27 protein-coding genes, 2 tRNA genes and 1 pseudogene are annotated in these 26801 nt (G+C 61.0%); 3 read left to right on the top strand and 27 right to left on the bottom strand.

Going from position 1 to position 26801, the window contains the following annotated elements; translation table 11 throughout:
* Nucleotides 1-80 precede the first annotated feature (80 nt).
* Entirely contained in the window at nucleotides 81-851 is a 771-nt protein-coding gene (locus AMM33_RS13440) for an IclR family transcriptional regulator domain-containing protein (RefSeq protein WP_090141858.1), read from the top strand.
* 164 nt (nucleotides 852-1015) lie between these two features.
* On the opposite strand, the gene AMM33_RS13435 is transcribed toward AMM33_RS13440, so the two are convergent.
* The 11 genes from AMM33_RS13435 to AMM33_RS13385 all read right to left on the bottom strand — a co-directional run bounded on the left by AMM33_RS13435 (nucleotide 1016) and on the right by AMM33_RS13385 (nucleotide 11117).
* Nucleotides 1016-2038: an SDR family oxidoreductase gene (locus AMM33_RS13435; RefSeq protein ID WP_090141819.1), complete on the bottom strand. Its 1023-nt coding sequence runs from the start codon at nucleotides 2036-2038 to the stop codon at nucleotides 1016-1018.
* A complete protein-coding gene (locus tag AMM33_RS13430; RefSeq protein ID WP_090141818.1) occupies nucleotides 2035-2967 on the bottom strand; it encodes a bile acid:sodium symporter family protein in 933 nt (310 codons plus the stop codon). Before AMM33_RS13430 ends, AMM33_RS13435 begins: the two co-directional genes overlap by 4 nt.
* A 27-nt stretch (nucleotides 2968-2994) precedes the next feature.
* A complete protein-coding gene (locus tag AMM33_RS13425; protein WP_090141817.1) occupies nucleotides 2995-4326 on the bottom strand; it encodes a flavin-containing monooxygenase in 1332 nt (443 codons plus the stop codon).
* Nucleotides 4316-5137: an SDR family oxidoreductase gene (locus tag AMM33_RS13420; protein WP_090141816.1), complete on the bottom strand. Its 822-nt coding sequence runs from the start codon at nucleotides 5135-5137 to the stop codon at nucleotides 4316-4318. Before AMM33_RS13420 ends, AMM33_RS13425 begins: the two co-directional genes overlap by 11 nt.
* A 442-nt stretch (nucleotides 5138-5579) precedes the next feature.
* Complete coding sequence (locus AMM33_RS13415) at nucleotides 5580-6293, bottom strand: ABC transporter ATP-binding protein (protein WP_090141815.1); 714 nt, start codon at nucleotides 6291-6293, stop codon at nucleotides 5580-5582.
* Nucleotide 6294: 1 nt separating this feature from the next.
* Nucleotides 6295-7062 (bottom strand): ABC transporter ATP-binding protein, encoded by a 768-nt coding sequence (locus tag AMM33_RS13410; RefSeq protein ID WP_090141814.1) that lies wholly within the window; start codon nucleotides 7060-7062, stop codon nucleotides 6295-6297.
* Nucleotides 7055-8062, bottom strand: a complete 1008-nt coding sequence (locus AMM33_RS13405; RefSeq protein WP_090141813.1) for a branched-chain amino acid ABC transporter permease — start codon at nucleotides 8060-8062, stop codon at nucleotides 7055-7057. The genes AMM33_RS13410 and AMM33_RS13405 overlap by 8 nt, the downstream gene beginning before the upstream one ends.
* Before the next feature lie 13 nt (nucleotides 8063-8075).
* Nucleotides 8076-8939: a branched-chain amino acid ABC transporter permease gene (locus AMM33_RS13400; protein ID WP_053174555.1), complete on the bottom strand. Its 864-nt coding sequence runs from the start codon at nucleotides 8937-8939 to the stop codon at nucleotides 8076-8078.
* A 93-nt stretch (nucleotides 8940-9032) separates the two neighbouring features.
* Nucleotides 9033-9350, bottom strand: a complete 318-nt coding sequence (locus AMM33_RS13395; RefSeq protein WP_090141812.1) for a non-heme iron oxygenase ferredoxin subunit — start codon at nucleotides 9348-9350, stop codon at nucleotides 9033-9035.
* Nucleotides 9351-9363: 13 nt separating this feature from the next.
* On the bottom strand, nucleotides 9364-9849 hold the full coding sequence (locus AMM33_RS13390) for an aromatic-ring-hydroxylating dioxygenase subunit beta (protein ID WP_090141811.1): 486 nt from the start codon (nucleotides 9847-9849) through the stop codon (nucleotides 9364-9366).
* Nucleotides 9850-9851: 2 nt separating this feature from the next.
* Nucleotides 9852-11117, bottom strand: coding sequence for an aromatic ring-hydroxylating dioxygenase subunit alpha (locus tag AMM33_RS13385; protein ID WP_090141810.1), 1266 nt, complete (start codon nucleotides 11115-11117; stop codon nucleotides 9852-9854).
* A 111-nt stretch (nucleotides 11118-11228) separates the two neighbouring features.
* Between AMM33_RS13385 and AMM33_RS13380 the strand changes: the two genes are divergently transcribed.
* Nucleotides 11229-12164, top strand: coding sequence for a LysR family transcriptional regulator (locus AMM33_RS13380; protein ID WP_090141809.1), 936 nt, complete (start codon nucleotides 11229-11231; stop codon nucleotides 12162-12164).
* Between the two features lie 97 nt (nucleotides 12165-12261).
* Here AMM33_RS13380 and AMM33_RS13375 read toward each other — a convergent pair whose 3' ends face one another.
* The 14 genes and pseudogenes from AMM33_RS13375 to lexA form a co-directional block, all read right to left on the bottom strand.
* Nucleotides 12262-13446 carry an ABC transporter substrate-binding protein gene (locus AMM33_RS13375; RefSeq protein ID WP_090141857.1) on the bottom strand — a complete coding sequence of 395 codons (1185 nt, stop codon included), beginning with the start codon at nucleotides 13444-13446 and terminating at the stop codon, nucleotides 12262-12264.
* Between the two features lie 294 nt (nucleotides 13447-13740).
* Nucleotides 13741-13817, bottom strand: a tRNA-Arg gene (locus AMM33_RS13370).
* Between the two features lie 45 nt (nucleotides 13818-13862).
* Nucleotides 13863-13939 (bottom strand) — tRNA-Pro (locus AMM33_RS13365).
* A 65-nt stretch (nucleotides 13940-14004) separates the two neighbouring features.
* Nucleotides 14005-14645 (bottom strand): annotated as a pseudogene (locus tag AMM33_RS13360) (glutathione S-transferase family protein).
* Between the two features lie 137 nt (nucleotides 14646-14782).
* The gene (locus tag AMM33_RS13355; protein WP_090141808.1) at nucleotides 14783-16042 is read right to left on the bottom strand and encodes an acyl-CoA dehydrogenase family protein; all 1260 of its coding nucleotides are present in this window, start codon (nucleotides 16040-16042) and stop codon (nucleotides 14783-14785) included.
* Between the two features lie 40 nt (nucleotides 16043-16082).
* Complete coding sequence (locus AMM33_RS13350) at nucleotides 16083-17168, bottom strand: phosphotransferase (protein WP_090141807.1); 1086 nt, start codon at nucleotides 17166-17168, stop codon at nucleotides 16083-16085.
* Between the two features lie 64 nt (nucleotides 17169-17232).
* Nucleotides 17233-17952, bottom strand: a complete 720-nt coding sequence (locus tag AMM33_RS13345) for a Crp/Fnr family transcriptional regulator (RefSeq protein ID WP_062405217.1) — start codon at nucleotides 17950-17952, stop codon at nucleotides 17233-17235.
* 57 nt (nucleotides 17953-18009) lie between these two features.
* Complete coding sequence (locus AMM33_RS13340) at nucleotides 18010-18789, bottom strand: oxepin-CoA hydrolase, alternative type (protein ID WP_090141806.1); 780 nt, start codon at nucleotides 18787-18789, stop codon at nucleotides 18010-18012.
* Nucleotides 18790-18879: 90 nt separating this feature from the next.
* Nucleotides 18880-20400, bottom strand: coding sequence for a 3-hydroxyacyl-CoA dehydrogenase (locus tag AMM33_RS13335; protein WP_090141856.1), 1521 nt, complete (start codon nucleotides 20398-20400; stop codon nucleotides 18880-18882).
* A 118-nt stretch (nucleotides 20401-20518) separates the two neighbouring features.
* Nucleotides 20519-20809: an MFS transporter gene (locus AMM33_RS13330; protein WP_090141805.1), complete on the bottom strand. Its 291-nt coding sequence runs from the start codon at nucleotides 20807-20809 to the stop codon at nucleotides 20519-20521.
* An 18-nt stretch (nucleotides 20810-20827) separates the two neighbouring features.
* On the bottom strand, nucleotides 20828-20962 hold the full coding sequence (locus AMM33_RS22675) for a hypothetical protein (protein WP_255350694.1): 135 nt from the start codon (nucleotides 20960-20962) through the stop codon (nucleotides 20828-20830).
* Between the two features lie 9 nt (nucleotides 20963-20971).
* Complete coding sequence (locus AMM33_RS13325) at nucleotides 20972-21622, bottom strand: MFS transporter (RefSeq protein WP_090141804.1); 651 nt, start codon at nucleotides 21620-21622, stop codon at nucleotides 20972-20974.
* A gap of 263 nt (nucleotides 21623-21885) precedes the next feature.
* The gene (locus AMM33_RS13320; RefSeq protein WP_090141803.1) at nucleotides 21886-22893 is read right to left on the bottom strand and encodes a D-2-hydroxyacid dehydrogenase family protein; all 1008 of its coding nucleotides are present in this window, start codon (nucleotides 22891-22893) and stop codon (nucleotides 21886-21888) included.
* A gap of 582 nt (nucleotides 22894-23475) precedes the next feature.
* Nucleotides 23476-24147: a transcriptional repressor LexA gene (gene lexA / locus AMM33_RS13310; RefSeq protein ID WP_090141801.1), complete on the bottom strand. Its 672-nt coding sequence runs from the start codon at nucleotides 24145-24147 to the stop codon at nucleotides 23476-23478.
* A 74-nt stretch (nucleotides 24148-24221) separates the two neighbouring features.
* Between lexA and AMM33_RS13305 the strand changes: the two genes are divergently transcribed.
* On the top strand, nucleotides 24222-25187 hold the full coding sequence (locus tag AMM33_RS13305) for an asparaginase (protein ID WP_090141800.1): 966 nt from the start codon (nucleotides 24222-24224) through the stop codon (nucleotides 25185-25187).
* A gap of 64 nt (nucleotides 25188-25251) precedes the next feature.
* Here AMM33_RS13305 and adk read toward each other — a convergent pair whose 3' ends face one another.
* Together adk and kdsB are read right to left on the bottom strand one after the other, a co-directional pair.
* The gene (gene adk, locus AMM33_RS13300) at nucleotides 25252-25908 is read right to left on the bottom strand and encodes an adenylate kinase (RefSeq protein ID WP_090141799.1); all 657 of its coding nucleotides are present in this window, start codon (nucleotides 25906-25908) and stop codon (nucleotides 25252-25254) included.
* Nucleotides 25909-26021: 113 nt separating this feature from the next.
* Nucleotides 26022-26798 carry a 3-deoxy-manno-octulosonate cytidylyltransferase gene (kdsB, locus tag AMM33_RS13295; RefSeq protein ID WP_090141798.1) on the bottom strand — a complete coding sequence of 259 codons (777 nt, stop codon included), beginning with the start codon at nucleotides 26796-26798 and terminating at the stop codon, nucleotides 26022-26024.
* Between the last annotated feature and the right edge of the window lie 3 nt (nucleotides 26799-26801).

Below are 26801 nucleotides of genomic sequence, written 5' to 3'. Positions count from 1 at the left end.
GATAATTTGTGCGATCACCGCGCAAATTGATGCGCATCAACGCGCTTGCACAAAGCCGATATTTCACGACCAAGGCCCCCATGACCATCGCCAAAGCAGACTACATCGAAGGCCTTGCCAAAGGCCTGGCCGTGCTCGAAGCCTTTGACACCGAACGCCAGCGGCTCAACGCCACGCTGGCCGCGCAGCGCACGGGCATCACCCGGGCAGCGGCGCGGCGGCATTTGCTCACGTTGGCCGAGTTGGGTTACTTGGAAACCGATGGCAGCCATTACTGGTTGTCGGCGCGGGTGCTGCGCTTTGCGGGCAGTTACATGGCCACTTCGCGCCTGCCGCGCACGTTGCAGCCCACACTCAACCGTCTGGCACAGGAAACGCAGGCGGCTTTCAGCGCGGTGGTGCTCGATGGCGGTGAGGGCGTGATCGTGGCGCGCAGCGCAGGTGTGGCCGAACCGGTGCGGCACCTGGCTTATGGCTTGCACCTGGGGGCGCGCCTGCCCGCGCACGCCACGTCCACAGGGCGGGTCTTGCTGGCCAATTTGTCCAAGGCAGATTTCATGGCTTGGCTCAAGGGCCGTGAATTGACCCGCATCACGCCACAAACCGAAGTGGGGGCAGCCAAGTTCAAGGCCTTGATCGAGCAGGTTCGCCAGGATGACTACTGCCTGGCCCGCGATGCACACGAGCTGGGCATCCACGCGCTGGCTGTGCCGCTGCGCAATATGCAAGGGCAGACACTGGCCGCGCTCAATGTGGTGGGGACGGCCGAGCAGCTGACAGCCCCGGCCGTTGAGCGAAAGTGGTTGCCCTTGTTGCAGGATGCGGCGAGGCAGTTGCGGCCTTTGCTGTGAACGAATTTCCAGTATTTCGGCTTGTTGTCACATGGCGAGTACAGGGTGCTCATCCAGTCTCTGTGCTTACACAAATGCACGTACTGGATCGCCGCGTCGCTGCGCTCCTCGCGATGACGGCAAGCCATGGCAGTTCGAGGTCTGAATGATGTTCGGCGAAGTGTTCAGTCTTCTGCGCGCAGGGGCTTGTCGGTCAGGGTTCGGTGCGCGGTCAGGGCTTCAAACGCCTGGGTGCTGGTTTTTTGGGGTGTGTAACCAAAGCGCGTTTTGAGCGTGGTGTTCAGCAGCACCGGCCGGTAGCGCAAGAAGTCGAGTTGCTCAGGCCCGTAGCGGCTGATGCCCAGCGTGTGGCCGATGAACAAGGCGGTTTTCAAAAGCCAGGCGGGCAGCACGCGGGGGCGTTTGTTCAAGCGCTTGGCAATCTCGGCAATCGTCAAGGCGCCGTCACCGGCCAGGTTGTAGCAGCCGCTGGGGGCCTGGCCGCTGAGTGCGTGCAGGATGGCCCCGGTCACGTCTTCGTCCCAGATGAAGACAAACGGGCTGTCTGAGCCACGGATGGCCAAGAGGCGCGGCTTTTCAAACAGGGCGGTGATCTGGTTGTCCACCCGTTCACCCAGGATGGTGCCGATGCGCAGCACGGTTTGCTGCAAAGCGGGGTGGCTTTGGCGGTAGTCGGCCAGCATCTCTTCGACCAGCCTTTTGTGGTGGCTGTAGGCAAAGCTTTCGTTGCCGCGCAAGGGGTGATCTTCGGTCAGCCAGGCGGGGTTGTCGGCATGGTAACCATAGGCCGCACCGCTCGAAGACACCACGATGTGGCCCACGCCGTGCTGCACGCAGGCTTGCAGCACGTTGCGGGTGCCGTCCACATCGACCGAATATTCCAGGGCGCGGTTGGAGTCTTTGCCGGGCGTGACGATGGAGGCCAGGTGCACCACGGTGTCGATCTGGTGTGCGGCAATCGTCTCGGCCAGCGTCGGGTCGCGCACGTCTTGTGTCACGTAATGGATGCCGGGCAGGCGCAGGGCGGCAGGCACCTCGCGCACATCGACGGCGACCACGGTGTTTGCCGTGCCTTGCTCAGCCAGGGCGTGGACCAAGCCTTGGCCCAGAAAGCCGCTGGCACCGGTCACCAGCACGCGCAGGGCTTGCGCGGGAAGCGTACCCTGCGCATTCAATGCCTGGTTCATGGCGCACTGTGTTCGCTGCTGGGGCCGTCGCTGCGTAAGGGTTTGCGTGCCCACCAGCCCGCCAAAATCAGGCCCGCGATGATGTCCCAAAAGCCCCAGACACCGGCCACCACGGCCATGCCGCCCAGGCCATTGAAGAAGCTGAAAATCAGCACCAGGCCCAGGCCCGCGTTGCGGATGCCCACTTCGATCGACAAGGCGCGGCTGTCGTAGTCGGACAAACGGGCTGCTTTGGCGCAAAACCACCCGGTGCCAAAAGCCAACGCGTCATGCAAGATGACGGCCACCAGCACCAGGCCCACATAGTCCAAAAAGTAGCGCCAGTTGCCCGCAATCGCGGCCACGATGAAGCCGATCAGGGCCAGGAAGCTGATGATGCGCAGCGGTTTTTTGAAGCGCTCGGTCCAGATCGGCAGGTAGCGGATGCACAGCAGGCCCAGCACAAAGGGCAGCCCGATGATGAGCAGGATGTGGACAAACATCTGCACCGGGTCCAAGGCGATGCTGGTCAAAAGCTTGGAGCCCGTGGGGTGCAAGCCGCCCCAGAACGCGAAGTTCAGGGGCATGGCCACGACCGCGATGGCATTGGACACCGCCGTCATCGACACGCTGAGCGCCACGTTGCCGCCTGCTCGGTGCGTGAGGATGTTGCTCACGTTGCCTGGCGGGCAGCAGGCCACCAAAATCATGCCCAGCGCGATGCTGGGGGGCGGTTGCAGCAGCAGCGTCAGGCCAAAGGTGATGGCGGGCAGGGCGATGAACTGCGCTGCGATACCCACTGCAAAGGCCATGGGCATGCGCAGCAGGCGGCGGAAGTCGTCAATGCGGGTATCGAGCGCGATGCCGAACATCAAAAAAGCCAGCACGCCGTTGAGCAGGGCCAGTGAGGCGGGGTTGAAGTTCAGGCGTATGTCGTCAACAGGCAGCATGGGTTGTTCCTTGGGGGCGTTTGTGGGTCAGGCCAGCGCGGCCGAGGCTTGGCGCACGGCGGCGCGGTAGGCGTCTTTGTTGACGTAGTACGCCATGCGTTCCAGTTGCAGGTAGCGGTAGCCGCCCGACACGTCGGGCGAGGGGCCTTGACGCGCCTGGTCAAGCGCTTGCGCAGCGGGGTGGCCGCTGTCCAGTCCTTTGAAGTAACGCGCCACCAGATCGGCCTGTTCGTAGCGGCCTTGCCAGCCCAGACCGCTGGCCTCGACCATGCCCAGCACCGCCAGGCGGCGGAACTGTGGCGACAGCATGTTCAGGTACAGCCGGGGCGCCATGCCTTGCCAGTTGAGCAGGGCGTGGTCAATGAAGGGGTAATGCAGCTTGTAGCCGGTGGCGGCCATGACCATGTCGTAGTCTTTGTGGCTGCCATCCTTGAAGTGCACAGTCTGGCCATCCAGCCGCGCAATGTCGGGCTGCACCCTCACGTCACCATGGCCAATGTGGTACAGGATCAGCGAGTTGACCACGGGGTGCGACTCGTACATCTTGTAGGCGGGTTTGGGAAAGCCAAAGCGCACCGGGTCGCCGGTGAACCATTTGAGGATGGTGCTGTCAACGGCTTGCTTCAGGCGCATGGGCAGCGTGATCTTGCCGCCCACGGTGTCGGCCGGTTTGCCAAACACGTATTTGGGCACGAAGTAATAGCCTCGGCGCACCGAAATGTCCACGCTTTGGGCGTGGTGCACGGCGTCGACCGCGATGTCGCAACCCGAATTGCCTGCGCCCACGATGAGCACACGTTTGCCGTCAAATTGCCGGGCGCTTTTGTAAGCCGAGGTGTGCAGCAACTCGCCGCTGAACTGGCCTTCAAAGGCGGGCATATTGGGCTCGGCCAGGGTGCCGTTGGCGATCACCACGCCTTTGTAGTCAGCGCTTTCGAGCTGGCCGTTGCCGGGGTCAATGGTCACGCGCCACAGGGTGTCCGGGGCGTCGCTCAAGGGCTGCACTTGCACCACGCGCACCCCGAAGCGGTAATGCCGAAGCAGGTCAAAGTGCCGGGCATAGGCCTGGAAATAAGGCAACAACTCTCGGTGGCTTGGGTAATCGGCCACGCCCTTGTCCATCGGGAATTCGGTGAACTCGGTCATGCGCTTGCTCGAGATCAGGTGCGCCGATTCGTACACCGTGGAGCGGGGGTTGCCCGCGTTCCACAGGCCGCCCACATCGGTGTGGGCTTCAAAGCCCTGAAAAGCCACGCCGTGGTGGCTGAGTGCCCGGGCACCGGCCAGGCCTGCGGGTCCTGCGCCAATCAGGGCAATCTGTGAATGGGTGGGGTGGGGTGGCAAGGCTTCAGCGGTCATGGTGTGTGGGGGGCGTTGTCAGCCCGGGGATGTCGGTGGCACCGGCTTGTCCGGCGCGTGGTTTGCGGGGTTGGCCCAGCAGGATGTGGTCGTGCCAGCGTGCAGGCAGCAACGACAGCGTGCGTGACAGCCAGCCCACATGGCGCGGCAGCACGATGTGTTCGCGGCCACGGGCCACGCCTTGCAGCAGGGCGCGGGCCGCATCGTCGGGTTCGAGCAGGCCGGGCATGGCAAAGGTGTTGCCCGCCGTGAGCGCTGTACGCAAGTAGCCCGGGTTGATGGTGTGCACGGTGATGGGGCTGCGGCGCAGTTCGGCGCGCAGGCTTTGCAAATAGGCGATCAGCCCGGCCTTGCTGGCGCAATAGGCCCCGTTGCCCGGCATGCCACGCCAGCCCGCAATGCTGGCCACGCCCACCAGCGCACCCGATTGGCCGCTGCTGTGCATGGCGCCCAAAAAAGGCTGAAAGGTGGTGGCCACGCCCAGCAGGTTGATCTCGAGCATGCGGCGCATCACGGCCAGGTCTTGCGCCTCTGTGGTGTCAAAGCCGCCTGCCACACCCGCATTGGCCACCACCAGGTCGGGCGCGCCGTGCTGCGTGAGCCAGTCGCTGGCCATGGTTTGCATGGCGTGGGCATCGGACACGTCGGGGGTGTAAATGCGGCAACGCTCAGGGGCCAGATCGGCCAGCGCCTGCAGGGCGGTGCGGTTCATGCCGACCAAAGCGACGTGTGTGCCTTGCGCGATCAGCTGCCGCGCCAGCGATTGACCCAGCCCGCCACAGGCGCCCGTGATGACTGCATTGCGAAACATGAGCTCCCTGAAGCATTGAGTGAAAGGATTGATTCTGGCATCGCTCAGGCCGATTGTGCGTTGGTGAAGACCCTTGCAAAATAAGTGATGCTGGCGCTGTACTGACGTGACCCCAAGTCATGGATTGCCACGCTGCGCTCGCAATGACCAGCATTTCGTCATGGCGAGGAGCTGCCTTGAGCCGCGAGGAGCGAAGCGACATGGCGGGACGCGGCAATCCAGCTGGGGCTTATTAATAGATTCGGCCCGATGAAGTCTGAGCCGTGTGTTGCCCGTTGTGAGGATTTTGTGGGAGCTTGCCAGCCAAGCGAAAAGCCTGTGGTCCACAAGCGTCTGATCGCCAGCAGAGCTGGGTCCCACAAGGTGCAAGATCGAAGTCAACCTGCAGACTTCAAAGGGCCGGATCCATCATTGGCATTGGTGCTGGATTGAGCTCAGTGGCTCAAACCCCCAAATGCTGCTCCAGCACACTCGGGTCGTTCAACAGGATTTGCGAGGAGCCTTCGAACACCACCTGGCCTTTGACGAGGATGATGTTGCGGTCGGTGATCTGGGTGACGTGTTTCCAGTTCTTGTCGACGATGATCGAGCTGATGCCACTTTCCTTGATCAGGCTGCAGATGCGCCAGATGTCGCGGGCGATCAGCGGGGCCAGGCCTTCGGTGGCTTCGTCCAGGATGAGCACGTCGGGGTTGGTCATGAGCGCCCGGCCGATGGTGAGCATTTGCTGCTCGCCGCCCGACAGTTGCTGGCCGCCGTGGCCCAGGCGTTCTTTGAGGCGAGGGAAGGTCTCGAGCACGCGATCGTACGTCCAGTCGCGTTGCCCGTTGGTGCCAGGCCGGGCGGCCATTTGCAGGTTTTCCACCACACTCAGGTTGCCGAAAATACCCCGGCCCTCAGGCACATAGGCGATGCCCAGTTGCGCCACTTCAAAGGTGGGGCGGCCGTTCATGCGTTGGCCCTTGATGTCCACCGTGCCCGTGCGTGGCGGCACGATGCCCATGAGGGTTTTGAGCAGGGTGCTTTTGCCCATGCCGTTGCGGCCCATGAGGCCAATCGTCTCGCCACGGCCCACAGAAAAGTTCACGCCACGCAGGATGTGGCTCGCGCCGTAATAGGTGTTCAGGTCTTGGGCCTGGATCAACAAATCGCTCATGTCAGTGTTCCTCGCCCAGGTAAGCGGCCTGCACACCCGCATCGGCCCGCACTGCCACAGGCGTGTCGCTCGCAATCACTTGCCCGTTGACCATCACCGTGAGGTGGTCGGCCAGCGTGAACACGGCGTCCATGTCGTGCTCCACCAGCAAGATGGCGTGTTCTTTTTTGAGGCGCAGCAGCAGCTGCACCATGCGCTCGGCCTCGGCCTGGCCCATGCCCGCCAGCGGCTCGTCGAGCAACAGCACCCGGGGTTCGGTGGCCAAGGTCATGGCGATTTCGAGCTGGCGTTGCTCGCCGTGGCTGGTGGCCCCGGCTTGGGCGTGGCGGCGGTCTTGCAGCCCCGCCAGTTCCATCGCGCGTTCAGCCCGCTGGTTCACAGCCTGCATGCGGGCCGCTGTCTTCAACCAGCCCAGCGGGTTGAAGGGCGAGGGCTGCACACGCGATTGGGCGGCCAGGCGCACGTTGTCCCACACGCTGAAGGTGCTGAAGATGTTTGTTTTTTGGTAGCTGCGGCCCAAGCCGTGGCGCGAGATTTTTTCGGGGGTCCAGCCGGTGATGTCTTGGCCATTGAGGGTGATGCTGCCGCTGGTGGGCGGCAGGTCGCCCGAGAGCAGGTTGGTCAGCGTGGACTTGCCCGCGCCGTTGGGGCCAATCACCGCGTGGATCTGGCCGAGCCACAAATCCAGCGAAACCTCATTCACAGCCGCCAAGCCGCCAAAGCGTTTGGTCAAGCCACGGGCGGACAACAAGACTTGGCGATCAGTCATGACCCGCCCCCTTGGCTGTTTTGCTGCCAAAAGCCCGGTTGATCAGGCCCAAAATGCCTTTGGGCGCAAAGATGATCAGCGCCACGATGAACAAGCCCATCCACATTTGCCAGTGCTTGCCGGTTTTGAAGTTGCCCACATTGGGCAGGTCCTTGAACAGGTGCAGCAGATATTCAAAGCTGAAGGCGCCCACAATGGCCCCTGCAAAATTGCCCATGCCGCCCAAAATCACCATCATGATGGCGTGTGCACTGAGGTGAAAGCCCATGAGTTCGGGGTTCACAAAACCGGTTTGCGCCGCGAACAAATAACCCGCCAAACCCGCCAAGGCACCCGCCAGTGTGAAGGCCGCCAGCTTGTGGCTGAAGGTGTTGAAGCCCAGCGCCCGCATGCGGTGCTCGTTCACGCGGATGCCCGACAGCGCTCGGCCAAAGGGGCTCCAGAGCAGGCGGCGCAAAAACACATACACCGCCAGCAAACAGCCCAACGTGAAGTAATAAAACACGCGTTTGTTTTCCAGGTCGATGATGCCTGCATCGGGGCGGAAGTTCAGGAACAAACCGTCCGAGCCACCCAGCGCCTTGTTGTCGAAGAAGATGAAGAAAATCATTTGCGCAAAGGCCATGGTCACCATGATGAAGTAGATGCCGTGCGTGCGCACCACCAAAAAGCCAATGACCAAAGCCGCCAATGCTGAGCCGCCCACCGCTAAGGGCAAGCTGGTGTATAAACTGATCGGCTCGTTTTGCGGCGTCACAAAAGCCAGCACATAACCGGCCAGGCCAAAGTAGGCGGCGTGGCCCAGCGACACCAGGCCGGTGACGCCTTGCAGCAAATCCAGGCTCATGGCCAGGATGGCCAGGATCATCATGCGCACGACCATGGCCGTGTAGAAGTCGGAGCCGACAAAGGGGAAGGCGGCGAGCGCCAAAAAGCCCAGCACCATCACCAGCTGGATGCTGCGCGGCAGGGTTTCAAGGTGAATTTGGGGCGTGCTCATGTCGTTGTCATTTTCATTGCTTGAACAGGCCTTCGGGTTTGTACAGCAGCACAGCTGCCATCAGCACATACACCAGCATGCCCGAGGCTTGGGGCAGCAGCACCTTGCCAAAGGTGTCGACCAAGCCGACCAGCAAGGCGGCGATCAAAGCGCCGCGCACCGAGCCGATGCCGCCAATGACCACCACCACAAAGCACATGATCAAGACCTGTGAGCCCATGTTGGGGTAGACGCTCGATACAGGCGCGGCGATCATGCCCGCGATCGAGGCCAGGCCAATGCCCAGAGCGAACACCACCGAGTGGATCAGCTTGATGTTCACACCCAGCGATTCGGTCATCTCGCGGTTGAAGGCTCCTGCACGGATCTTCATGCCCAATCGGGTTTTGGAGATCAGCAAATACAGACCCAGCGCCAGCACCAGGCACACGCCCGACATGAACAGGCGGTACACCGGATAAGACAGGTTTTCGGTGAGGGGAATGGACGCGGCCAGCAACTCGGGCACGGGCAGGCCGTGGACATCGTCACCCCAAATCATGGAGCGCAGCTCTTCAAACACGTAAATCAGGCCAAACGTGAGCAGCACTTGGTCCAAGTGGTCACGGTGGTAGAAGTGGCGAAACAGCAAGCGCTCAATGAGCAGACCAAAAGCCACGGACAAAGCCGTGCCCACGATGATGGCCAGCGTGAAGCTGCCCAGCTGCGCGGCCAAAGACCAAGCCAGGTAAGCCCCCAGCATGTAAAAGCTGCCGTGCGCCAAATTCACCACGCCCATGATGCCGAAGATCAGCGTCAGGCCCGCAGCCAGCATGAACAACAGCAGCCCGTACTGGACGCTGTTGAGCAGCTGGATCAAAAAATTCACGAAGTCCATCAGATCTGCGTCCAAAGGAAAGAGTCAAGCAAAAGCGCTTGTAAAAACGGCGGAACAAGTCCGCCGCTGGCTAGTTTAACGGTTGCTTTGCCGTCACTGATCGAGCTTCAGCAGAACTCGGCCATTCTCAATCTTGACCGGCCAAGTCTTGACCGGCTCGGTGGCCGGGCCGCAGCTTACGGAGCCATCGCGCACATCAAACAGCGCCTGATGAAAGGGGCACTCCACATGGTGGCCTTCGACGAAGCCATCGCAGAGTTTGGCGTTGCCATGGCTGCACAGGTTGTTGATGGCAAAAACGCCGCCATCTTCGAGTTTGAAGACGGCAATGTCCTGGCCATCGGGGGCGACGGCGATGCCTGCGCCTTCAAACAAATCGGCCTCGGCGGCCACGTCGGTCCATACGGTCATAGGGGGTTCACGATCAGATGGGGTAAATGATGGAGTTGGGAATCATCTCGCTGTCGTACACGCAAAGCCGTTCAGCGAACTTGAAGCCTTCGGGGGTTGGCACGATGGTGTCGATGTAGCGGCCCACATTGAACACGGTGCTTTCCTTGTCGAGCTTGGTGCGAAATACCGCGTAGTTGGCTTCGGCGTGAATGCGACCGTCTTCAACGCGACGCACCATGGGCGCGCCCACCACATGCCGCTGGTAATAGGGGTCGTGGTAAAGCGTCTCTTGGATGCCATAGGCGCGGTCCTTGAGCATGCCCTTGCTGGTGAAAGACAGCGTGCACAGCGGAAAGCCCCGATCAAAGTTTTCACGCGGTTGCAGTTTGTACACGCACTGCTCGGTGAAAAATTCGGGCCACAGGTCCCATTGGCCGCTGTCCACGGCGCTGGCGTAATCGGCATAAAGCTGCTGGATGTCGAACCAGGTTTGCAGGTCTATCAAGGGTTTGGCCATGATCAATCCTCCATCACTTTGCGCCAGTATTCGTACATGCCCCGGATCAGGGTTTCGGTCACCATGTGGTCGGTCTCGCCCACATCGCGTCCACCCAGCTCCACCAGCATGCGGTGCTCGGGTTTGCTTTCAAAGGCCTGCTGCGAAAACTCGATCACTTCGCCGTCGTCGGCCGACACGAAGCCCGCCGGGCCAAACAGGTTGGACTGGCGCAAGCGGCGCTCGGTCATCTCGGGCGTGTCGTCTTCAAAGCCAAAATGCGTCCAGACAAAGTCGAATGCGCCATGGCCGTCAGGCTGGATGTGGCGGGTGGACACGCTGTTGACCTGCTGCTGAAAAATCACGCTGGGAAACAGCGTCATCATCACGGCCGTAGGCATCTGATCACCCAATTGCCACCAAGGCTCGGGCACGATGTCCAGAAAGCTCGGGTCATGGAGCTGCATGCTGGCCTTGAAGCTGCTCACTTGCGTGACCTGGGCTTTGTCACCCGCAGCCTGACCCGCTGAGCCGCGCGTGGAAATCATGGCCGCGTGTCGGTGGTGTTCGTCCATGCGCAGCTCGGATTTGTTGTCAGCACGCCAGAGGCCAAAGGTCACAAACCAGGTGTGCAGCAGACCGGGGTGGTAAGGGTCTTTGATGTTTTCCTGCATCAGCTTCCAGTTGCCCGGGATGTGCTGTCGGTTGTAGCCCAGGATGGTGAGTTTGCGGCCGTTGAACAGGCGGTCAAAGTACCGCAGGATGGTGGGGCCCATGAAGTCTTCGAGCGATTCCACCGCGTGGTCAAACGAGGCGAACACCACCCCACCCCGTGTGGCCACTTTCAGCGAGGTCAGTCCATGGTCCTTGGGGTCAAAGTCGGCGGGCATGCCGCCGTTGACCTTGCCATCCTGGCGCACGCCACGGCGGAAAGGCACGCCTTGCAGCTGGCCATCGAGCGCATAGCTCCACTGGTGGTAGGGGCAAACCAGTTCTTTTTTGTTGCCATGGCGCTCACGGCAAAACGCCATACCCCGGTGTGCGCAGACGTTTTCAACGACGTGAATTTGACCGTCCTGGCTGCGGGTCAGGATGACAGAGCGCTCACCGATCACGGTCCGTTTGAAGTCGCCCGGGTTGGGGACTTCGGCCTCCAGGCCCACATAGCTCCAGTGGGCTTTGTAGAAAAAACGGTCCAGCTCTTTTTTGTGGCTGTCCTGGTTGGCATAAAGGGCAAAGGGCACACGGCTCGTGCCCTGTGTCTCCCAGTGAATGGGGTGTTCCTGCATGGAGACTCCTGATGAAACTTGACCTGGATCATGCGTAAAATCTAAAAATTAGTAAACCGGATTATTTGTATAGTCAGTATTTGAAAATCAAATATCAAAGGGCGTCTTCCCATGGACATCTCCAAAATCGATCTGAACCTGTTGGTGGTCTTGCATCACTTGCTATTGAAGAAGCGGGTGTCCACGGTGGCTGAGGTGCTGGGCATGAGCCAGCCGGCCGTCAGCAGTGCCTTGGGGCGTTTGCGCAGCACTTTGGGCGATGAGCTTTTTTTGCGCACGCAAGGGCGCATGGAGCCCACGCCCTATGCCTTGCAATTGGCCGAACCCGTGGCCCTGGCTTTGGATGGTTTGCAACAAGCCTTGAATGTGCGGGCGGCATTTGACCCGTCGCTGAGCACGCGCAGCTTCACCCTGGCCATGACCGATGTGGGCGAGATGTATTTTTTGCCGGTGCTGGTGGATGCCTTGACGCGTTCAGCCCCCGGGGTGACTTTGCAGGTGGTCAGCGTGACGCAGGCCTCGCTCAAAGAGGACATGGCCACCGGCCGCATTGACCTGGCCATGGGTTTGTTGCCGCAGCTGCAGGCGGGGTTTTTTCAGCAAGCCTTGTTTCGGCAGAAATACATTTGTTTGATGCGCCAAGGGCATGCGCTGGCAGAACAAGACATGCTGCATCTGGCGGCATTCACCGCCGCCGAGCATGTGCGCATCGTGGCGGCCGGCACAGGCCATGGCCGGGTCGATGTCGCTTTGGAAAATCAAAAATTGCGTCGGCAGTTTCGTTTGACCGTGCCGCACTATGTGGCCCTGGGTGATGTGCTGCGCCACTCGAACCTGATTGCCACCGTGCCCGAACGGTTTGCGGACCGCGTCCTCGAACCGTTTGGTCTCGTCAAACGCGATTTACCGATACCCCTGGCGCAAAGCGCCATCCACCAGTTTTGGCACAGTCGCTTGCACCGTGACCCGGGTCACCAATGGCTGCGGCAATTGACCTGGGGTCTTTTTGGGGATGGTCAGGTGCCAGGCGAAGAAAAACCCATTTGACGAGTGTTCCGCCTTGTGGAGGATCACGGCCAAATGGGTTGCGCTTGTTGGGCTTTGACCCCCCCGCCGCCCCTGGGTGACCCAGGGGGAGGCAGCATCACATGCGGCAGCCAGCGCCTGAGTCGGCCAGGGCCTTGGCGGCGATCCCAATCACCTTGTTTTCCTTATTGGAAACCTCGCGCAGGTAAATGTCTTGCACCGGGTTGTGCGACTTGCTCATGGTCCATTTGCCGCGCGGGCTGTCGATCACGGCCACTTCCATGGCCTTGATCATGTTGGCCTTCTGGCTCACATCGCCCTTGACCGCGTTGGCGCCTTGCACCAGCAGCAAGCCCGTGTCGTAGCCTTGCACGGCGTACACGTCGGGTTGCATCTTGAAGGTCTTGGCGTAGTTGAGGCGGAATTCCTTGTTGCGCTTGGTCTCGATGCCGTCGCCGTAGTGCAGGGCAGTGAGCACGCCATCGGCTGCGGGGCCTGCGGCTTCGAGCACGCCCTCGGTCAAAAAGCCCGAGCCATACAGCGGAATCTTGCCCTTGAGGCCCGCAGCAGCGTAGTCGCGCAAGAACTTGGCCGCGCCGCCGCCTGCAAAGAAGCAAGCCACAGCGTCGGGCTTTAGCGCGGCGATTTCGGTCAGCAGCGCCTGGAACTCGACGTTGGGGAAGGGCAGGCCCAACTCCTTGATGATGGTGCCACCGGCTTTGGTATAGCTTTCTTTGAAGCCCTCGAAGGCTTCGTCGCCAGCGGCGTATTTCCAGGTGATCCAGACCGCCTTTTTGTGGCCGCGCTTGACCATGGCCTCGCCCAGCGCCATGGTGGGCTGGCTGTTGGAGAAACTGGTGCGGAACACGTTGGGGGCGCACTGGGCGCGGGTGGCGATGTGCACACCGGCGTTGGGGATCAGGTTGATCACGCCGCTTTCGCGGGCCACGCGGTGGATGCCCATTTGCACGCCGGAGTGCACGGTGCCGATCAGCACATCGACCTTGTCGCGTTGCACCAGCTTGTTCGCGTTTTCGATGGCTTTGGAGGGCTCGGACTCGTCGTCCACTTTGAACCACTCGATCTCACGGCCGCCGAGCTTGCCGCCTTGTTCGTTGATGGCCATGCGCACCCCGTTTTCAATGGCCACGCCCAGTTGGGCAAAGGTGCCGGTGTAGGGCAGCATAAAGCCCACACGGATCTTGCCGCTTTGGGCCAGAGCAGTTTCAGGCAGCAGCAAGCTGGCGGTACTGGCGCTCATCAAAGCAGCGCCCTGGGTCAGCATCTGGCGACGGGAGGTCAATGAATGGGTCATGTTGGTTTGCTCCTGAGGTGCAATTGGAAGTGTCGAATGCCAAGATCTTTCCAGAAGAATCTGGTCAAAGCATACTGAATAATCATGGCACTTTAAGTGCGGAATTTGACTTGGAGCGGCAGATTTTTTCTAAGTGCATACCCTGAAAACATTCAGGTGAATGCATGAAAAAGCATGTTGTTTGAGGATGCGTGGCCTTTGAGAGAGCCAGCTTGGCTGGAGCTGTGGCTGCTTTTCAAACAAGACAATTTTGGGATGATCGCCGGACACCCTTGAGGTGGGTGGCCTGCCCGCCTGGGATCGAACCAGGGACCCACAGCTTAGAAGGCTGTTGCTCTATCCAACTGAGCTACGGACAGATGCTGCAAAAACAAAAGGCCCTTGCGGGCCAATGTTTTTTGGAATGGTCGGAGCGGCGGGATTCGAACTCGCGACCCTCTGCTCCCAAAGCAGATGCGCTACCAGGCTGCGCTACGCTCCGACTGCACGTATTCTAACCAGCAAAACTTGGTTTTTTGACGCGCTGCACAAACAACTGCAAATCTTTCAGCGTTTTTTGTACTGTGCCGGACCAAACAGCGCTTGTTTGGCCTTGTCATCCAGCAGCGGTTTGCGAGCATCGGCCAGCACAAGCACGGCTTTTTGCACGGCAGGGCGCTCAGCGATGCGGTCAAACCAGGCTTTAAGTCGTGGATAGTCTGCCCAGTCGAGGCCCTGGTTTTGCCAGCTGCGCAGCCACGGAAAGATGGCCATGTCGGCGATGGAGTACTCGCCGCCCGCGATCCAGTCCTTGCCCTTGAGCTGTTTGTCCAGCACGCCATACAGGCGCTTGGCCTCGTTGGTGTAGCGCTGCACGGCGTAGTCGATTTTTTCAGGGGCGTAGATGCGAAAGTGGTGGGCTTGCCCGAGCATGGGTCCAAGCCCCCCATCTGGAACATCAGCCATTGCAGCACATCGTATTTGGCGCGGTCGGATGTTGGCAAAAACCGTCCCGTCTTGGCGGACAGATACAACAAAATGGCACCCGACTCGAACAAGGAGATGGGCGTTCCGTCCGGTCCCTGCGAATCCACCAAGGGGGGAATTTTGTTGTTGGGGCTGATTTTGAGGAAGGCGGGTTTGAACTGGTCGCCTTGACCAATGTTCACGACGTGTACCCGATAGGGCAAGCCACATTCTTCCAGCATGATGTGAATTTTGTGGCCGTTGGGTGTGGGCTAGTTGTAAAGGTCGATCATCGGCAAATCCATCAAGGCAAGAGACAGACATCATCGCAAAAAAACGGCCTGCATATGCAGGCCGTTTCGGGTGGGCGGTGCAGCGATCAGCTGCCGCGTGTCACGGGCATGCGGACGTCGCCCGGCATGGCCAGTTGCTTGGCCAGTTCCAGCTTGGCCAGCGAGTTGCGGTGCACCTCGTCCGGACCGTCGGCCAAGCGCAGGGTGCGCTGGTGGGCGTAGGCATAGGCCAGCGGGAAGTCTTGCGACACGCCACCACCGCCGTGGGCCTGAATGGCCCAGTCGATGATCTGGCAGGCCATGTTGGGGGCCACGATCTTGATCATCGCGATCTCGGCCTTGGCGACCTTGTTGCCCACGGTGTCCATCATGTGCGCAGCTTTGAGCGTGAGCAGGCGGGCCTGCTCGATCATGCAACGCGACTCGGCGATGCGCTCTTGCCACACGGTCTGGCGGGCCACTTCGCGGCCAAAGGCCACGCGCTCGTTCAGGCGTTTGCACATCAGCTCCAGGGCGCGCTCGGCAATGCCGATGGTGCGCATGCAGTGGTGGATGCGGCCAGGGCCCAAGCGGCCTTGGGCGATTTCAAAGCCACGGCCTTCGCCCAGCAAAATGTTTTCGGCTGGCACACGCACGTTCTTGAGCACCACCTCCATGTGGCCGTGTGGCGCATCGTCGTAACCAAACACCGACAGGGCGCGCACCACGGTGATGCCGGGCGAGTTGGCGGGCACCACGATCATGGACTGCTGCTCGTGACGGCCAGCGTCAGGGTTGGTTTTGCCCATGACGATGTAAACCGCGCAACGTGGGTCACCCGCGCCGGACGACCACCACTTGCGGCCGTTGATGACGTAGTCGTTGCCGTCGCGGCGGATCTCGCACTCGATGTTGGTGGCGTCTGAAGAGGCCACATCGGGCTCGGTCATCAAAAAGGCCGAGCGGATTTCGCCGCGCAGCAATGGCTCAAGCCATGTGTCTTTCAGTTCTTCGCTGGCGTAGCGCTCCAGGGTTTCCATGTTGCCGGTGTCGGGTGCCGAGCAGTTGAAGATTTCTGCGGCAAAGGGCACGCGTCCCATGATCTCGCACAGCGGCGCGTATTCGAGGTTGGACAGGCCTTGGGGTGCGCGGGTGGACTTGGGCAAAAACAGGTTCCACAATCCGGCGGCCAAGGCCTTGGGCTTGAGTTCCTCGACGATTTTGGTGGGGACCCAGGCATTGCCTTTGGCACGGTTTTCAGCGATCTCTTCAAAGAACCGCGCCTCGTTGGGGTAAATGTGCTCGTCCATAAAGGCCAACAAACGGGCCTGCATGTCTTTGACCTTGGGGGTGTATTCAAAATCCATGGTCTCTCTCCTGGGGTTGTGGTTCGGGGGGTAAAAAAGTTCAGGCTTTGCAGGCAAAACGCCAGGCCAACTCGGCCATGGGTTTGGCACCCGCACCCGATGTTTTGGCTTGTTCACTGGACGCGGTGCCGTCTTCGACACGTTTGGCAATGCCTTGCAAAATGGCCGCGATGCGGAACATGTTGTAGGCGAGGTAAAAGTTCCAGTCTTTGGCCAAAGCCTCGGGCGTGGTGAAGCCGGTGCGCTCGCAATAGCGGCGGATGTACTCGGCTTCAGAAGGGATGCCCAAAGCGGCCAGGTCCAGCCCACCAATGCCCCGGAATGTGCCGGGGCTGATGTGCCAGGCCATGCAGTGGTAGCTGAAGTCGGCCAACGGGTGGCCCAGGGTGGACAGCTCCCAGTCCAGCACCGCCAGCACGCGCGCTTCGTTGGGATGGAACATCAGGTTGTCCAGGCGGTAGTCGCCGTGCACGATGCCGACCAGCGACTCGTCCTTGGCGCTGTCCGGGATGTTTTGGGGCAGCCACTCGATCAGCTGGTCCATCTCGGGGATGGGCTGGGTGACGGACGCCGCGTACTGCTTGCTCCAGCGGCCGATTTGGCGCTCGATGTAGTTGCCCGGCTTGCCGTAGCTGGACAGGCCTTGCTTGGCCACATCGACCTTGTGCAGCGCGGCCAGCACCCGGTTCATTTCGTCGTAAATCGCGCCGCGCTCGGCAGGGGTCATGCCGGGCAGGGACTGGTCCCAGAGCACACGACCTTGCACGAATTCCATGACGTAAAACGCACGACCGATCACCGATTCGTCGTCGCACAGCACATGCATTTGGGCCACGGGGACGCCCGTGCCGTGCAGGCCTTGCATGACGGCAAATTCGCGCTCAATGGCATGCGCCGAGGGCAGCAGCTTGGCCACCGGGCCGGGCTTGGCCCGCATCACGTATTGGCGCGAGGGGGTGATGAGCTTGTAGGTGGGGTTGGATTGCCCGCCCTTGAACATTTCCACGCTCAAGGGGCCCACAAAACCAGGCAGCCGGGCGCTGAGCCAGGCCTCCAGGGCAGGGATGTCGAAGGCGTGGGTGCCGGTGACAGGCCGGGTCCCCACAAAATGATCAAAAGCACTCATGGGTGGACCCGTCGGAAATCAGTGGCCGCCGCAGACAGCGGCGAGAGGGTGGAAATGGGGTGTGTCAGTGGTCCGCGTTCACGATCAGCAGCAGCGCGTCGCGGTCCAGCACCACCAGGCCACCGGGCTCGATGCGGATGATTTGCTCGCGCTCCATCTGCTTGAGTTCCTGGTTGACCCGCTGGCGCGATGCACCCAGCAGCTGGGCCAGTTCTTCCTGGGCCAGCTGCAAGCTGATGCGAATCGCCTTGGCGTCCGACAAGCTGGGCACGCCGTAGCTGCGCAGCAAGTGGTTGAGCTGTTTGGCCAGCCGGGCCCGCAAGGGCAGGGTGTTGAGGTCTTCCACCAAGCCGTAGAGCTGGCGAATGCGCCTGGCATGCAGGCGCAGCATGGCGTCGTAAAACTCGACGTGCTGCGTGAGAATTTTCTTGAAGTCGGCCTTGGCCACGTTCAGTGTGGTGGTTTCGCCGTGTGCGTAGCAGTCGTGCGTGCGCCGATCCCCGTCGAAGATCGACACGTCGCCGAACCAGATGCCCGGCTCCACATAGGTCAAGGTGATCTGCTTGCCCGACACCGAGGTCGAGCTCACACGCACCGCGCCCTTGGCGCAGGCGATCCACTGCTCGGGCGGATCTCCCCGCGCAGCGAGCATATCGCCGTCCTTGTGACGTTTGACGTAAGCGCATCGAAGTATGTCGTGTCGAAGTGAAGGTGAAAGACTGGAGAACCAGCGACCACTGTTGATCGCCTCTCGTTCCTCCATTGTCAGAATCGGTTCGTCCATGCTCTGTCCTTTGAGTGACTGATGATCGGATTTTTGTCGCCTGGGGGACCAGTCGCTTTATTCGTACTCGGGTTTTTGCTTGTTCAAAAACGCCCCAATGCCAATACCTGCGTTGGGGTGGTGCAGATTTTTGACAAATTCATTGCGCTCACGCGCCAGTTGCGCGTTCAAGCTGCTGCCATCCGCGTCGCTGAGCAGCTCCTTGATGCTGGCCAGTGCGTTGGGGGCGCGGGCGTTGAGTTGTTCGCACAGATCCAAAGCTTGCTGCAAGGCTTGGCCTGCATCCGCGAGGCGATTGACCACGCCCAGCTGCTGCAGGCGCTCGGCGCTGATGCGCTCGCCGCACATCAGCAGTTCGGTGGCCAACTGGCGTGGCACGGTGCGCGACAGGCTCCAGCTGCCGCCGCCATCGGGCGACAAAGCAATCGAGCTGTAGGCCATCACAAACACGCTGTTGCGCGCGGCCACGATCATGTCGCAGGCCAGGGCCAGCGAAAAACCGGCACCGGCCGCCGGGCCTTCCACAGCCGCGATCACGGGCTTGGGGAAGGTGCGGATGGCTTCGATCCAGTTGTGCAGGCCTTCGATGCTTTGCGCTTGGTGCTTGGGCGGCAACTGGCGGTTGTTTTGCAGGCGCTGCAAATTGCCGCCTGCGCTGAAGATGCCATTCGCCCCGGTGATCACCACGCTGCGCACATCGGCGCTCGATTCGGCCACGCTCAGGGCTTCAACGCCTGCGGCGTACATCTCGGGGCCGAGGGCGTTGCGAAACTCCGGGTTGCTGAGGGTCAGGACCAGGGTCCGGCCTTCGCTGGTGCTGAGCAGTTGGGCGGTCATATTTCTTAATCAGTTGGGGACAGAGCTAAAGATCTGTCCCGCAAAGCCATTCAGATGGGGACAGAGCCGAAGATCTGTCCCGCAAAGTCATTATTCTTCCGTGTGCATCAAGGACAGGCCAATCGCACCCCGGCGGCGCAACCAGGGGCTGGGGCGATAACGGGGGTCACCATAAACGGTTTGCAGGTTGAACAAGACTTCCAGGATGCTGTCCGGTCCCAGTCGGTTGCCCATGGCCAGTGGGCCCATGGGGTAGGCCAGGCCCAAGGTGACGGCGGTCTCCAGGTCTTGTGGGCTGCAGATGCGCTGCTGGCAAATGTCGGAGGCGATGTTGACTATTGTTGCAACCACGCGCTGCGTGACAAAGCCGCCGCCGTCCCGGATCACCGACACCGCCTTGCCGTCGCGGGCAAACAGGGCATGGGCCGCATCGCGCATGTCGGCGCGCGTGGCGGGGTTGGTGGCGAGCACACGGCGTTTGGTAGACGCATCCACAAACAGCATGTCAATGCCCACGGTGCGGGCCGGGTCCAGGCGCTCAACCACGGCCACGGTGGTGATGTCAAAACCCAGCGGGGCCACGAGGGTCAGTGCTTCGGGTGAAGGCGATGCGCCGGTTTCGATTTTCGCGCCCAGGTCCTTGAGCAGTTGCAGCAGCTCCATGCGGCGGGTGGCGCGGGGCGAGACCCAGACGGGCGGGATGTTTTCCACCACGGGCACGGGTGGTTCGGCGGGCACTTGCGCTGCGCCGTCCACGTATTTGTAGAAGCCTTCGCCGACCTTTTTGCCCACCACGCCACCGGCCAGACGCTGTGCGGTGATGACGTTGGGCCGGTAGCGCGGCTCTTCATAGTACTGGTGGTAAATCGCTTCGATAACGTGGTGCGACACGTCCAAAGCCGTCAGGTCAAACAGCTCGAAGGGGCCGAGTTTGAAGCCGACCTGGTCGCGAAGGATGCGGTCAATCGTCGCGAAATCGGCCACGCCTTCGCTCACGATGCGCAGGGCTTCGGTGCCATAGCCGCGGCCCGCGTGGTTGACGATGAAGCCGGGCGTGTCCTGCGCTTGCACGGGCGTGTGGCCCATCTGGCGGGCAAACTCGGTCAGCCGCTCACACACAGCCGGATCGGTTTTGAGGCCCGCGATCACCTCGACCACCTTCATGAGGGGCACGGGGTTGAAGAAGTGGTAGCCCGCAAACTGGGCGGGGCGCTGCAAGGCGGCGGCAATGGCGGTCACAGACAATGACGAGGTGTTGGTTACCAGCACGGCCGTGGGGGTCAGCACTTTTTCGAGTTCGGTGAACAAGCTTTTCTTGATCTCGAGCTTTTCAACAATGGCTTCGACGACCAGCTCGCATTCGGCCAGGTCTTGCAGGCTGGTGGCGCCCAGCAGGCGGCTTTTGTGGCCCGCCACGGCTTCTGCTGTCAGGCGCCCTTTTTCCTGCAACTTGTCCCATTGCTGGAACACGGCATCGCGCGCTTTTTGAATGGCTTCGGCTTGTGTGTCATACAGCCAGACCTGGCTGCCTGCTTGCGCGGCGATTTGGGCGATGCCTCGGCCCATGGCGCCGGCGCCGATGATGGCGACTTTGGAAAATGCAAGGGTCATGTCGAAAAATGAAAAGTCATGGTCCAAAAGACCAGTTGCGAAAAGCACGGGGATTACTTTCAGGTGCCCAAGGCGGTAACCGGCAAGTAACAGGGCATTATCGCCTCAGATTCAGGCCTCAGACGGGGCGCGGTAGCGGGTGAAGCCGGGCGTAACGCGTGGCCAGTGCGCTCAGACCCAGGGCCAGCATCATGCCGATCAGGCTGAAATGTGGCAGCGCGGTCAAATCTTGGTGAACGATCACGGCAGCGCCAACAGTCGCTCCCAGCGCCTGCCCTGCGTAGATGGCCGAGGTGTTCAAGGCGACGGATGCCGAGGCCAACCAAGGCGCTTGCACGACCAGACGGGCCTGTTGGGCCGAATTGGACGCAAAGACGCCCCAACCCCAAGGCAGCAGGGCCAGGCCCATGGCGATCCAGTGGGTGGTCTAGGGTGTCAGCAACATGCCGATGGCAATGCTCATCAGGGCCATGAATACAGCGCGGGAGGCGCCCTCCCGCTCAATGTGGCGCGACAGCAAGGCATTGCCCACAAATCCCATGGCCCCATAGCCCAGCAGCATGGCGCTGAGCTACCCCGGGCTGGTGGCAAATCTCTCGGTCACGTAAGGCGCCAGGTAACTGAACAAAATGATTTGACCCGCCCCAGACATCACCGTCACGCTGAGCGTGACCATCAAAGGGCGCGATGACAAAGTCTGCAGCCAGGCAGCGGCCGACAGGGCGGTCGGCACCACCCGCTCGGGCATGTGGCGCCACAGCCAAGCTGCGCCCAACAGCGGCAATGCGGCAATGAGCGCCATGGACCAGCGCCAACCCCAGACGCCGCCAATCCAGGCCCCGAGGGGGCTGCCGTTCACCGATGTCACCGACCATCCCAAAAACACGAAAGTGATGGCCCGGCCGCGCTGATGCTCATGCACCAGCAGGGCAATGCACGAAGCCGCTTGGGGTGTAAAAACGGCGGCTGCCAGCATGGCCAGCACGCGACAGGCCAGCAAACTCGAAAAACCGGGGGCCAAAGCCGCCAGGGCATGCCACAGCCCGTACCAGACCAGGCTCCAGCTGAGGAGTTTTTTGCGGTCCCACCCGGCCACCCAAGCCGCCAGAAATGGGGCGCCCAGGCAAACGACCAAGGCACATACGGAGATATAGATTCGGCCCGATGAAGCCTGAGCCGTGTGTTGCCCGTTGTGAGGATTTTGTGGGAGCTTGCCAGCCAAGCGAAAAGCCTGTGCTCCAAAAGCGTCTGATCGCCAGCAGGGCTAGCTCCCACAAGGTGCAAGATTGAAGTCACCCTTCAGACTTCAAAGGGCCGGATCAATAAGTTACCCGGCCTCGGCCACCGAGACGTTCAAAGAGGCGATGACGTCGTTCAATATGCCGGAGGCGATTATCATGCCAATGAACACATTGCCAAACATCATGGGCCACAAGACCGATGGCAGACCTTGGCTAGGTGAAGATGCCGGGGCAGGCCTCACCTTCAGCGCCGCACTTGCAAGGCACCGGGATTGACGATGTTGGTCGGCGTGCCTTTGATGTAGTTCAACACATTGTCAAAGGCCGCGCCCAAATACATCTCGTAGCTGTCTTTTTCAACATAGCCAATGTGTGGTGTGCAAATGCAGTTTTCCAGCCGCAGTAAAGCCGTGCCTTGCAAAATGGGCTCGGATTCAAACACGTCAATGGCGGCCATGCCGGGGCGACTTCGGTTTAAGGCGCCAATGAGGGCATTGGCTTCGACTAACTCTGCACGCGAGGTGTTCACAAACAGGGCCGTGGGTTTCATGCGCCCCAAGTCTTCTGATCGCACGACGCCTTCAGTGGCTTCGTTCAGACGCAAGTGAATGCTCAGCACATCAGCCTCTGCAAAAAATGATTCGCGACTGGTGGCGGCCTGATAACCATCCCGCACGGCGCGTATTCGTGATTCATCGCTGCCCCAGATGTGCACCTCCATGCCAAATGCTTTGCCGTAAGCGGCAACCAGCTGGCCAATGCGGCCATAACCCCAGATGCCCAACGTCCGGCCTTTGAGGACAGTACCCAGGCAAAAATTGGGCGGCATGGAACTTGATTTGAGTCCGGACTGCTGCCAAGCGCCGTGTTTGAGGCTGCTGATGTATTGGGGCAGTCGCCGCGAAGCGGCCATGATCAAGGCCCAAGTCAGCTCGGCTGGTGCGACGGGAGAACCCACGCCTTCTGCCACCGCAATGCCGCGTTCTGTGCAAGCGGCCAGATCAATGTGACTGCCCGCGCGACCCGTTTGAGAGATTAGCTTCAAACGGGGGAGCTTTTCAATCAGGGCCTTGGTCAGTTGGGTGCGTTCACGGATGAGCACAATGATGTCTGCATCCCTGAGTCGAACGGACAATTGCCCAATGCCCTTGACGGTGTTGGTGTAGACCTTGGCGGGATAGCTCTCGAGCTTGCTGGCGCAGTCGAGTTTGCGCACGGCATCCTGATAGTCGTCGAGGATCACAATATTCATTCCCTGATTGTGCCTTGCCAAGGCGCAGATCAGGTGGATGTGAATGAATTTTCGATACTTTGTGATGCCAGTGGGAGGCCAGAGACAGGCCTGGCCGTGCTCTGCACAGCCATTTCAGTGGGGCGTTGACATGGCTTCTATGGCTGCCAATCTATCTAATTCGGCGCAGACATCGGCCATGCGACCCGAAATGACCATGCGCCCGGCACCAGAAATTCGGTGATCTGATTCAGTCAAGCGCGTCACCCGCAAAGGTCGAGCGGCAGGCATGGCCGGTGCTGCAGCAGGTAAAGCTGTTCGCGACATGGGCACGTTGGTCGAAGGTGCGCATTTGGCGTAGCGACTGGGCCATGTGGGGCGCAAGCGGGTGGAGCTTAACGGCCCTGTGATGGCCACCGATGTGCGTCGTTGGAAAGCAGAAACGCCTTGAAAAAGACCCGAAAAAGCAAGCAGAGCGATTCCCATGTGAAACCTTTCAAAAAGTGGAGGTTGGACACAGGCAGGATTGCAAAGAAAGCTTTTTGCACCAGGGCCGACAAAGTGATTTGTCTGCGCCCGCCACCTGGTGCAAAAAGCGGGGATTTACATGAGCAAGGTGTTGCGGATCAGGCCCACGGCCAGGCCTTCGATGTCGAAAGGCTCTTCGGGGTTGACCACAATGGTTTGGTAGTCTGGGTTTTCGGGCAGCAACTCGATGCCGGTGGCGGTTTTGCGCAGGCGCTTCACGGTAACTTCATCACCCAGGCGGGCCACCACAATCTGGCCGTTGCGCACGTCTTTGGTGGATTTGACGGCCAGCAGGTCGCCGTCCATGATGCCTGCATCGCGCATGGACATGCCGCGCACACGCAGCAGGTAGTCGGGTTGCTCAGTGAACAGGCTGCTTTCGACCTGGTAGGTTCGGTCGACATGTTCTTGCGCCAGAATGGGCGAACCGGCTGCCACACGTCCCACCAGTGGCAAACTAAGCTGGCCAAGGCCGGGCAGGGTCAGGCTGAACAGATCGGAGGGGGCGCGCAAATTGCTGCGTGTGCTGCCTTTGAGGCGGATGCCGCGTGAGGTGCCGCTGACCAGTTCGATGGCGCCTTTGCGGGCCAGGGCCTTGAGGTGTTCTTCTGCCGCGTTGGCCGACTTGAAGCCCAGCACACTGGCGATTTCGGCACGTGTGGGAGGCGCACCGGTGTTGGCGATGGTGTTCTGGATCAGTTCCAGAATTTCTTGCTGCCGGGCGGTGAGTTTGGGGCTGTAGATCATGGCGGTCTCCTTGTGAAGGATTGGATGGCTGTTTTTTCATCCAGTTACTGTATTTTTAACCAGTTTTTAAGGCTGTGCAAGTGTTTGAGGCAAAAAAAATCGGAAAAATTGTGGTTTTGGGAACAGGCGGCACCATTGCTGGAACCGCAGCCAGTGCCAGTGACCACACCGGCTACACCGCCGGACAGCTGGGTGTGCAGCACCTGCTGGATGCTGTTCCTGGCCTGAATGACACGCTGCAAGGCGCCACCCTGGTGGGGGAACAGGTGGCCCAGCTCGACAGCAAGGACATGGACCACGCCACCTGGCAAACCCTGGCGCAGCGCTGCATCCACTGGCTGGCCCAGCCTGATGTGGGCGGCCTTGTCATCACCCACGGCACCGACACGCTCGAAGAAACCGCCTGGTTTTTGCAACAGGTGCTGCACAGTACCAAGCCGGTGGTGCTGACCTGCGCCATGCGCCCGGCCACAGCCCTGGCGCCGGACGGCCCGCAAAACCTGCTGGACGCCATGGCCGTGGTCCTTGACCCGATGGCGCGGGACGTTCTGGTTGTCTGCGCCGGCCGCATCCACAGCGCCCGCGATGTGGAAAAAATCCACCCTTACCGGCTCGATGCCTTCAACTCGGGTGAAGCCGGTCCGCGTGGCTGGATTGAACAAGGCCGTGTGCGCTGGGCCGACCCCGGCAGCTGGCCGGTGGTGCATGTGCATGCCCGCCAGGCGCTGGCGCTGCCCCCCGCCGACTGGCCCTGGGTGGCGGTGCTGCACAGCCACGCGGGCGCCGATGCGCGCCAGGTGCATGCCTTGGTGGCCGCTGGTGTGAAGGGCTTGGTGGTGGCGGGCACGGGCAATGGCACGGTGCACCAAGATCTGTTGAACGCACTGGCTCAAGCGCAAGCGCAAGGCGTGGCCTTGCGCCTGACCACCCGCTGCGAAGAAGGCCAAATCGTGGGTCAAGCCGCAGCGTTGCAGACGGCGCCCTTGGGGCTCAATGTTTACAAGGCGCGGATCAGCCTGATGCTGGATTTGATGAAGTGAGGCCAGAAACCACAAAGCCCCGCACAGCGGGGCTTTTTGGTTGGGCTGAGGCGCCGAAAAAAAATCAGTCAGCCAGCGCCGCAAAGGCGCGTGCGGTGATGTCTTCCACGCTGCCGGTGCCTTGAATGGCTCGGTACTTGGGGGCGGAGGCGGGATCGGTCTTGGCCCAGCCTGAGTAGTAGTCCACCAAGGGGCGGGTCTGGTCGCTGTAGACCTGCAAGCGCTTCTTGACGGTTTCTTCCTGGTCATCGGCGCGTTGCACCAAGGCCTCACCGGTCACGTCATCCACGCCTTCCACCTTGGGTGGGTTGAATTTGACGTGGTAGGTGCGGCCCGAGGCGGGGTGTGAGCGGCGGCCGCTCATGCGTTCGATGATGGCGTCAAAGGGCACGTCGATTTCGAGCACGTAGTCGAGCTTGACGCCTGCGGCCTTCATGGCGTCGGCTTGCGGGATGGTGCGGGGGAAGCCGTCAAACAGGAAGCCGTTGGCGCAGTCGGCCTGGGCGATGCGCTCTTTGACCAGGTTGATGATCAGGTCATCGCTGACCAGACCGCCGGACTCCATGACGGCTTTGGCTTGCAGGCCCAGTGGGGTGCCCGCCTTGACGGCAGCGCGCAGCATGTCGCCGGTGGAGATTTGGGGGATGTTGTATTTCTGGCAAATGAAGGTGGCTTGTGTGCCTTTGCCGGCGCCGGGTGCGCCCAACAGAATCAGTCTCATGGGAGGTCCTTATCGTTTGAAATCGTTTCGTTCAGGCAAGCCTGACAGCTCATTTGAGAATATCACGCTTGGCTCTAAGCAGGCTTACGGTCCTGGTCTGCCCGTTGGGAGGATCAGCGAGCCAGCAGTTGGCGCACGCGTTGGAGGTCTTCGGGGGTGTCTACGCCAGGGCCGGGCGCTTCGTTTGTGACATGCACCGCGATGCGGTGACCGTGCCACAGGGCGCGCAATTGTTCGAGTGACTCCAGGGTTTCGATGGGGGCGGGCGGCAGTTGCGGAAACAGGGCCAGAAACCCGGCACGGTAGCCGTAAATGCCGATGTGGCGCAGCGGAGCGGGGCTGGGCAGGGCACTGAAGGACGTGCCCGACTGTCCGTCACGCCACCAGGGAATGGGGGCACGGCTGAAATACAGGGCCATCTGGCGCGCATCCATGACCACTTTGACCACATTGGGGTTGGTGAATTCCTGCAGCGTGCTGATGGCGTGGGCCGCTGTGCTCATGCTGGCGTCAGGGCGTTCGCTCAGCAGGCGGGCCACCTCGTTGATGAGTGCCGGGGGAATCACGGGCTCGTCGCCCTGCACATTGACCACCACGGCGTCATCGGGCAGACCCAGCAGTTGGCAAGCTTCGGCCAGGCGGTCGCTGCCGCTGACGTGGTCCTGGCGGGTCAGCAGGGCTTCAATGCCGTGCGCCTGGCAGGCCTGAACGATGCGTGCATCATCGGCGGCCACCACCACACGGCTGGCCTGCGACTGCAGCGCTCTTTGCGCCACGCGCACCACCATGGGGGTGCCTGCAATGTCGGCGATGGGTTTGTTGGGCAGGCGGCTCGAAGCCATGCGCGCCGGAATCAGGACCGTGAAGCCCTTGGAAGCAGATGTGCTCATGGG

Source organism: Limnohabitans sp. DM1, from assembly GCF_001269385.1.
Taxonomy (GTDB): Bacteria; Pseudomonadota; Gammaproteobacteria; order Burkholderiales; family Burkholderiaceae_C; genus Limnohabitans_A.
This window is presented reverse-complemented; position numbering and strand designations above follow the sequence as displayed.